Origin of the sequence: Aminobacter sp. J41 (assembly GCF_000526635.1) — a bacterium.
In the GTDB taxonomy this organism is placed as follows: Bacteria; Pseudomonadota; Alphaproteobacteria; order Rhizobiales; family Rhizobiaceae; genus Aerobium.
Window position 1 is genome coordinate 57,621 of record NZ_JAGL01000022.1, and the last position, 7,468, is coordinate 65,088.

Annotated in this window: 8 protein-coding genes; 5 read left to right on the plus strand and 3 right to left on the minus strand. The window is 59.9% G+C overall.

Going from position 1 to position 7,468, the window contains the following annotated elements; genetic code table 11:
- Positions 1–94 precede the first annotated feature (94 nt).
- Complete coding sequence (locus L630_RS0114850; protein ID WP_024849035.1) at positions 95–1,297, minus strand: pyridoxal phosphate-dependent aminotransferase; 1,203 nt, start codon at positions 1,295–1,297, stop codon at positions 95–97.
- Between the two features lie 190 nt (positions 1,298–1,487).
- Here L630_RS0114850 and L630_RS0114855 point away from each other — a divergent pair, with 190 nt between their 5' ends.
- Both L630_RS0114855 and L630_RS0114860 read left to right on the plus strand, forming a co-directional pair.
- Positions 1,488–2,387 (plus strand): EAL domain-containing protein, encoded by a 900-nt coding sequence (locus tag L630_RS0114855; protein ID WP_024849036.1) that lies wholly within the window; start codon positions 1,488–1,490, stop codon positions 2,385–2,387.
- 2 nt (positions 2,388–2,389) lie between these two features.
- A complete protein-coding gene (locus L630_RS0114860) occupies positions 2,390–3,226 on the plus strand; it encodes an EAL domain-containing protein (RefSeq protein ID WP_186445271.1) in 837 nt (278 codons plus the stop codon).
- 18 nt (positions 3,227–3,244) lie between these two features.
- Here the strand turns inward: L630_RS0114860 and L630_RS0114865 are convergent, their stop codons facing one another.
- Entirely contained in the window at positions 3,245–3,466 is a 222-nt protein-coding gene (locus L630_RS0114865; RefSeq protein WP_024849038.1) for a hypothetical protein, read from the minus strand.
- Positions 3,467–3,903: 437 nt separating this feature from the next.
- On the opposite strand from L630_RS0114865, the gene L630_RS22225 reads away from it, so the two are divergent.
- Positions 3,904–4,689 (plus strand): lytic transglycosylase domain-containing protein, encoded by a 786-nt coding sequence (locus L630_RS22225; protein WP_024849039.1) that lies wholly within the window; start codon positions 3,904–3,906, stop codon positions 4,687–4,689.
- 130 nt (positions 4,690–4,819) lie between these two features.
- Entirely contained in the window at positions 4,820–5,254 is a 435-nt protein-coding gene (locus tag L630_RS0114875) for a hypothetical protein (protein ID WP_024849040.1), read from the plus strand.
- Between the two features lie 174 nt (positions 5,255–5,428).
- Here L630_RS0114875 and L630_RS0114880 read toward each other — a convergent pair whose 3' ends face one another.
- Entirely contained in the window at positions 5,429–7,132 is a 1,704-nt protein-coding gene (locus L630_RS0114880; protein WP_144708704.1) for an ATP-binding protein, read from the minus strand.
- A gap of 139 nt (positions 7,133–7,271) precedes the next feature.
- Here L630_RS0114880 and L630_RS0114885 point away from each other — a divergent pair.
- On the plus strand, positions 7,272–7,468 hold a 197-nt coding region (locus L630_RS0114885), incomplete at its 3' end, for a transposase (protein WP_024849042.1).

Here is a 7,468-nt window from a genome sequence, read left to right on the forward strand (position 1 = left end):
ACGAGTAGGGAGGGAGAGCAAGGGCGTTCCGGATTTGGCCGGACGCACAGAGGAGGAGAGGGCACGCGACCCAAAGGTCGCGTGCCGGAAGTTCTTATCGCAGCGAAGCGGTGAAGCGCTGGATACGCGAGCAGGCGTCCTCGAGGATCGACTCCGAGGTCGCATAGGAAATGCGGAAGTTCGGGCCAAGGCCGAAGGCCGTGCCGTGAACGACCGCAACGCCCTCAGCCTCGAGCAGCTCGAGCGCGAAGTCCTCGTCGGTCTCGATGACCTTGCCCGAAGGCGCGGTCTTGCCGAGCAGGCCGGCAACCGACGGATAGACGTAGAACGCGCCTTCCGGCGTCGGGCAGGTGATGCCGTTGGCCTGGTTGAGCATGCTGACGACGAGGTCGCGGCGGCCCTGGAAGATCGCCTTGTTCTTCGCAATGAAGTCCTGCGGACCGTTGAGCGCCTCGACCGAAGCCCACTGGGCGATCGAGCAGGCGCCCGAGGTCTGCTGGCCCTGGATCATATCCATCGCCTTGATGAGCTGGACCGGGCCTGCGGCGTAGCCGATACGCCAGCCGGTCATCGCATAGGCCTTGGACACGCCGTTCATGGTCAGCGTGCGCTCATAGAGGTTCGGCTCGACCTCGGCGATCGTCTTGAAGACGAAGTCGCCATAGGTGAGGTGCTCGTACATGTCGTCCGTGAGGATCCAGACATGCGGGTGCTTGAGCAGGACGTCGGCGATCTCGCGAAGCTCAGCCTCGGTGTAGGCAGCGCCCGACGGGTTCGACGGCGAGTTCATGACCAGCCACTTGGTCTTCGGCGTGATCACCTTCTCGAGCGCCGCGCCGGTCAGCTTGAAGCCGTTGTCGATCGAGGTCTCGGCGAAAACCGAAGTGCCGCCGCAGATCGCGACCATCTCCGGGTAGCTGACCCAGTACGGACGCGGGATGATGACCTCATCGCCCGGGTTCAGCGTCGCCATGAACGCGTTGAACAGGATCTGCTTGCCGCCGGTGCCGACGATGGTCTGCTCCGGCTTGTAGTCGAGATTGTTCTCGCGCTTGAACTTAACGGCGATCGCCTCGCGCAGCGGCTGGATACCGGAGACCGGAGTGTACTTGGTCTCGCCACGGCGGATCGCTTCGATCGCGGCGTTCTTGATGTTGTCCGGGGTGTCGAAGTCAGGCTCGCCGGCAGCCAGGGAGATCACGTCCCGGCCTTTCGCCTTCAGGTCCCGCGCTTTCTGCGTGAACGCGATGGTCGCGGACGGCTTAACGCGTGAGAGAATATCGGCGAGGAAGGCCATGAGACAAATCTCCAATGGGGTAAAAAACGCCGCTTCCATGCGGCGCCTGCTTCATGTCCGATCCAGGCAAAAATCTCAAGTGAAATGCAGTCACAGATGCGCCCGATGGCAGGTTGTTTAACCAAATGCTAAGCTAACCGCGGCATCGTCCGGCAGGAACGTCGCGGCGGGGCGGCATGGAGTAGGGTGCTTGTCGCGCAGCACGATATTCGCAAACATCAAACGCCATGACACTGGTGTAGCAACCGGGTCGTGGGCGGATTTTGAGTTGCAGACGGCGTTCCAGCCAATTTTTGCCTTTCACGACCAGAAGCTGGTGATGAAAGCCTTCGAAGGCCTCGTTCGTCCCTTTCGTGACGAGGAGGAGATTTCCCCCATGCAGTTCTTCGCGCTCATCCCGCCGCAGGAGCGGCTGGCGATCGAGGCGCTGACGCGAACCATCCACCTGCTCAACGCCGGGCGGTTCCTGGATCCTGCCACCCTCATCTTCGTCAATTTCGACCCGTCGGTGTTCAGCGATCGCCGCGTCATCGCGTCTCTGCTGCGCGGGATGCGGCTGGTGCTGCATGAGGCGGGGATCGAGCCCGCCCGCGTCGTCTGCGAGGTGACGGAGAAGAAGGCGACGTCGAAGCTCGCGCTCGCCACCTTCGTGTCCGCGATGCGCGACGACGGCTTCACGATCGCCGTCGACGATTATGGCGCGGAAGAGTCGGACCTTGCCCGCGTGCGCGCGCTCAAGCCGGATATCGTCAAGTTCGACGCGAAGTGGATCATGCGGCTGATGGACACGCCGCACGGCGTCGCGCTGCTTGCCGCGATGGTCGAGGAGTTTGCCGCAAGCGGCATCAGGATCGTTTTCGAGGGCATCGAGGAGCCCTGGCAGCTCGAGATCGCCGAGCAGGCCGGCGCTCATATGGTCCAGGGCTATGCGCTGGCGCGGCCCGAGCTTGCACCGTCGAGCTTTGCCGTGGCGCTCGGCCGGCCGGTTCTTCCGCCGGGCTCGGTTCCGGCAGACGCCGCCGGCGCACGCAGGTCCGCTGCCCGCACGCAATCAGTTTCGAAAATATTTGGCAAACGTCCACAACCATGAATTTGAGAAAAAGAATCGAAGACGCGATCTCGCTGGACGAGATTGGCATTGCCTCCGCACGCTGCGGCAGCGTCATCCTGCACAGCGCGTTCCAGATGATTTACGCGAAGGATGGTGACACGCTGCGCGCCGTCACCACGCAGGGTTTCGTGCGGCCGCATTTCCGCGGCCGCGAGGTCGATGCCGGCACGTTCTTTAGCGGGCTTTCGCAGCGCGAGCGCTGCTTTGCCGAGCAACTGGCAATTGCGCTGCATCTCTACAATCACCCGCATGTCGAGGTGACCGGCCTCGACCATTTTGTCGCGCTGGGCGCTGCCGCTTGCGCCGACGCCACGACACCGGACTTCTTCGCCGACCAGCTCGGCGAGGTGGCTGGTCTGTCGTTCGAGGAAGTCCGCATCGTTCTCGGCGTAACCGAACCTGTCGGCCACCGCGAGATGTCGGTGGTGACCAAGTTCCGCGACCAGGGCTACAGCCTCGCCATCGGCCCGGCCAAGGGCGAGCAGCCGCCGCTGGACGCGCTCAAGCATTTCAGCCCGGCGATCGCACGGATCGACGGCCGCTGGTTCCAGCGCATTTCGGGCGACGAAGGCGCGCTTCGCCTTCTCTCTCACCTCGTCAGCGATCTGCAGTCCAGGGGAACGGCGGTCATGATCGACATGATCGAGACGGCGGACCAATTGTTCGCCGCCGTCTCGCTTGGCGCGGACTATTTCCAGGGTTTTCTCCTGTCGCGCCCGCAGCTCGCCGGCATGCCGGTGACGGATGAGGCCGAGCTACCCCTCGACAAGTTCCGCGAGAAGAGCGCGGACATCATTCCCCTGTTTCGAGGCGGATGAGGATCCGCCGCTGACGGACTAGGCGGCGCGCCACCACTGCGTCGGCATCGGCGCAGGCGGTGCCGCGAGTGCCACGACCACCTCGTTCAGCATGTCGATGTCGACGTAAAAGTGCCGCGATAACTCCACGGCGATCTCGTCTCTTTCGTACCCGCGCTCCATCAGGAATCGGGCTGCAACCGCGAGATGGTCGGGCTCCGTCAGCCGGCGTTTCAGGCTTTCCTCTGTGAACGGAGACATGTTCGACTCCCCCCCCCTGCGTTCAACTTATGTGTCGTTGTTACGAGACGCGTGAACACGGACCGGGCACTCGAAAGGCGTTTTAAGGCTAGCGTCATCTTCGACTCAGCTCGTTTAGTATGGGCGGATTCGCGCGGGAGACAAGAATTGCGCAGCGCGAGCCAAGCTTCGTGCAAGCTTCGAAACGTGTTGTCTTCACAATAACTTCGCGTTTCCGCCGCATTTGAGCTGCGTGCCCGCGGGACCCCGCAACCCTTTTTGGAGAAAATACTTTTCCGCGACTGGCGCCCGCCTCTGATTCACCCACTGCCACGAAATCGCCCTGATGCTGAAGTCTCCCGCGCCGGGGCGAGCGGGGACCCGCGCGGGTTGCAGCACCGGATTTGCTCCTGTACTTCATCGTCCAGAGGGACTGCTGATTGACCATGAAGAGGGCCATGCCTCGTTTCCTTCCCGAAGTCGCGATTTGCGCGCTGCTCTCGACCGGCTTGCTCTCGGCCTGCTCCACCTCGGGCGGCCTTGACGCCATCGCACCGACGACTGCCTCGGTGATCGAGGAGGGGGATCCGATACTGCCGGATGCGGTTGCGCTGGTGCCGACGGCGACCGGTCAGGACGTCGATGAAGCCGCTGCGGCGCTCGCAGCAGCCGCCGCGACGACCGACGCTGCCCAACCCGTAGCCGCCGGGCCTCAGAAGGGGCTTGATCCCACCATCGTTGCGTCCGCCTATGTCGGCCCGACCGTCGAGAACGCCGCAGCAGCAGCCATCCGCACCAACAATGTCCGCGCGCGCAGCCCGGAGCTCGATGCCCTCATCGAGCGCTACGCCGCTCATCACGAAATTCCGGTCGAGTTGCTGCGCCGCGTCGTCAAGCGCGAGAGCACCTTCAATCCGGCCGCCCGCAACGGGCCGTACTGGGGCCTGATGCAGATCCTGCCGGCCACGGCCCGCGCCATGGGCTACAGCGGCTCGCCTGACGGGCTGCTCGATGCCGAGACCAACCTGAAATACGCGGGCAAGTATCTGCGCGGCGCCTATCTGGTCGCCGGCGGCGACCATGACCTCGCGGTCCGCTACTACTCGCGCGGCTACTACTACGACGCCAAGCGCAAGGGCATGCTCGGCATCACCGGCCTCGGGGTCGACCGCAGCCGGATGCCGAAGCCGCAGCCCAAGCCACAGGCGCAGACCCAGGCAGACGCCCGGCAGCAGATCCAGTAGGGCTGCTTCTGAAATTTTTCACCTTTTTCATTGGCGGTCGGGCAGCGGTTACCCGTCCTTAATGGACGGGTCCTAGCTTGCCCGGGCCATGACCAAAGAATCTTCCAAGCCTGCATCCGCCAAAAAGTCCGTGTCCAAGCCGGTCCGCTCCGGCAAGAAGGTCGCGCTGTTCGCGATCCTGCCGGTGATCGCGCTCGCTGGCAGCGGTTATGCAAGCTGGATGTATTACCAGAGCGCGGCGAACGCGGCCCATCATGACGGGCCGGACCCGATCGCCGTCTCGACCGTGCCGACCGAACTGGCGGCCGAGACGTCCTTCACCCACGCCTATGCGCTGTCGCAGATCATCGCCAACCAGTGCGGCCGCATGGACATCCGCGCGCTGAAGGAAGCGAGCGACGCCGAAGCGCGCGGCGACGGCGTGCTGGTCAATATGTCCTGGACGAAGGCAGCCCGCCGCGTCTTCTTGCTCGACGAGCGCCAGTGCCGCCTCTTCCTGCGCGAAATCCGCGCCGCCAACACCAAGGCGGTCGAGCAGCTCAAGGATAAGAAGAAGACGAGCTGAGGGGCTTTGAAGTGTCTCGTTGCCTTTTACAACCTACTATACCATCCTTCTCAATTTCAGAACCAATCGCCTTTCCGGTTTAACAATAAAGTCCGTCTCAAAAATATCTTCCATACAGATATCAGTAATTTCCCAATTCGTCCAAATCTGATCGATAATCCTGGCGATATTTCCTCATACATTTCTTATATTGTGCGTCACGACGGGTATTATCTCCTCGGGCGTTAACCTGCCTCGAGTATATTCCTTTGGTGCTACTTCATCTGCATAGCCAGTAAGAAGGGGCACGCAAAGCTCTTCGCGTGCATTCTGTCTATATAAGAAATAATCGCGGCCCAAATCTTTGGCGGAAATCATTCGAAGTGAATCATCGTAGTCTTTTCGAAGTGGCAGCCATAAACTATCGCTTGTGGATAGGTAAGACTTAAACTTTTCATATGTGACATATCCGCCGGATAGGTATATAAAAGGGAGTTCTCTTGGGTGGCCGCCAAGGCTAACTATTTCTGCCGCAAGTCTCATTCCATGGTCGATATTGATTTTACTTAGATCGCATAACTTGACTTGCTCGTTTAACCATTTGAGGATTTCTTCCGTATTTGCAATGACAGTCGATCTATCCCGAGCGAGCGCGTCGGGAGTGCCAATAAATACGCCTACATAAGAGGGAAGCGGTCGTGGCGTTTTGGCGGTGTAGGTGGGGGATGATCGAAAGAGATATTCTTCGATATTCTCTACTACAAACCCCCCGACTGCCATCGCACCATTTCCACGCCGGATCATGCTGGGGCTGGGGACCCTGCGTGGCGTAAAATCAAAAGCTGCCCTCCCAATGGTCTCGCCCTTTTCGTTCTTTATGAGCCGAACGTATGGTGCGCTGATCTCGATGGTCTGCTCTTTGAATTCGGAGTCGGGTAGTAGTTCATCCAGGAACGTCGTTGCAGAACAACTTTCCCAGTCCGGGAGGTGGGTAAATGTTGTGGCAGTTACATGGTCATTAAAGTTTATCTTGACATCGACGCAGCTAACAAGGCGACGTAGATCCTTTCCAAGCTGTTCCAAGTATGAGAGCTCGCCGGAGGTCTTAAAGCGACTATGAGGGACTATAACGCGGATCCGTGTGCTGACGCCGCTCGGTCGTTCTTTCGGACTTGCCTTTCGAAACAGAGGTCGGTTACTTATCCCGTCAAATTCCAATACATTTGGCCGTTCATCTGCGTCAAAGCGACTTGATATTATTCTAACATCTTTCCCGAGAGAAAAGACAGAGAAGAAACCGATGCCAAAACGGCCGATTGACTTGAAGCCGCTGTTCAACAGCTTCGGAAATTCCTTTCTTATGAATTCGGATCTCCAAAGTGACGAGCCGAAGTCCAGCAGAGTTCCGGTCATTACTGCTTCTGACATGCCCACTCCATTGTCATCGATGACTAGCTGTATGGACTCGGCGTGATAGGGCTCGATTGAGATTGTGATTTCTCCCCATTGAGGAGGGAAAGCCTCGAGTAGTCTCCGGGCCCGCACGGCATCAACGGAGTTCTGAAGCAGTTCTCTGATTGGGGGGAGTGGGCTAGTTCCATACAATTTATCCCCGCCGAACATCTCTGCGAGATATGTCGGACTGGAAACATGTACCTCGGCCTGGATCGGTTCCCAACCCTCGGTTGGAACGTGTTCCTTCAAGATCTTGGGGTTGTTCGCTCCAAGTACACGTTTTACCGCAAACCCAGACTGCTTAGTTAAGTCCCGAAGAATTGCATCGGCGGTCATCAGTTCGCTGTTGACCATCGCCAACGTGTCGTAGAGAAGCCACCAAGCGTCCTTTTCCTCCGGTGAAAATGCAGATCCTGAGCTATAAACTAGGGCATCGTCATGCACCGCTGGACGGTTCAGCTTATTTTGGAACCGCCAATGAGGTGACGTCCCCGGACGTGGTGTAGCTGGGTAGCGCGGCGGTCATCGGCGCTTTCCGGTAGGGTCTGGTTGCGAGACCAACCCCTTTCCGGAAGGAACACCGATGACCGACGACATGATGAACCTGCGCGCGCTGGTGGAGAAGACCCCCGACGCCGATCTCCTGCGCGAGATGATCGGCTTTGCCGCCGAGCGGTTGATGGAGATGGAGGTGGGTGCGGCCACCGGCGCCGCTTATGGCGAGAAGAACCCGCTTCGTCTGGCCCAGCGCAACGGCTATCGCGACCGGGACTGGGAGAC

What these genes read in the sequence shown, in the direction of transcription:
- L630_RS0114850 (WP_024849035.1), bottom strand. Translation starts at nt 1,297, where the DNA reads ATGGCCTTCCTCGCCGATATTCTCTCACGCGTTAAGCCGTCCGCGACC.
- L630_RS0114865 (WP_024849038.1), bottom strand. Translation starts at nt 3,466, where the DNA reads ATGTCTCCGTTCACAGAGGAAAGCCTGAAACGCCGGCTGACGGAGCCC.
- L630_RS22225 (WP_024849039.1), top strand. Translation starts at nt 3,904, where the DNA reads ATGCCTCGTTTCCTTCCCGAAGTCGCGATTTGCGCGCTGCTCTCGACC.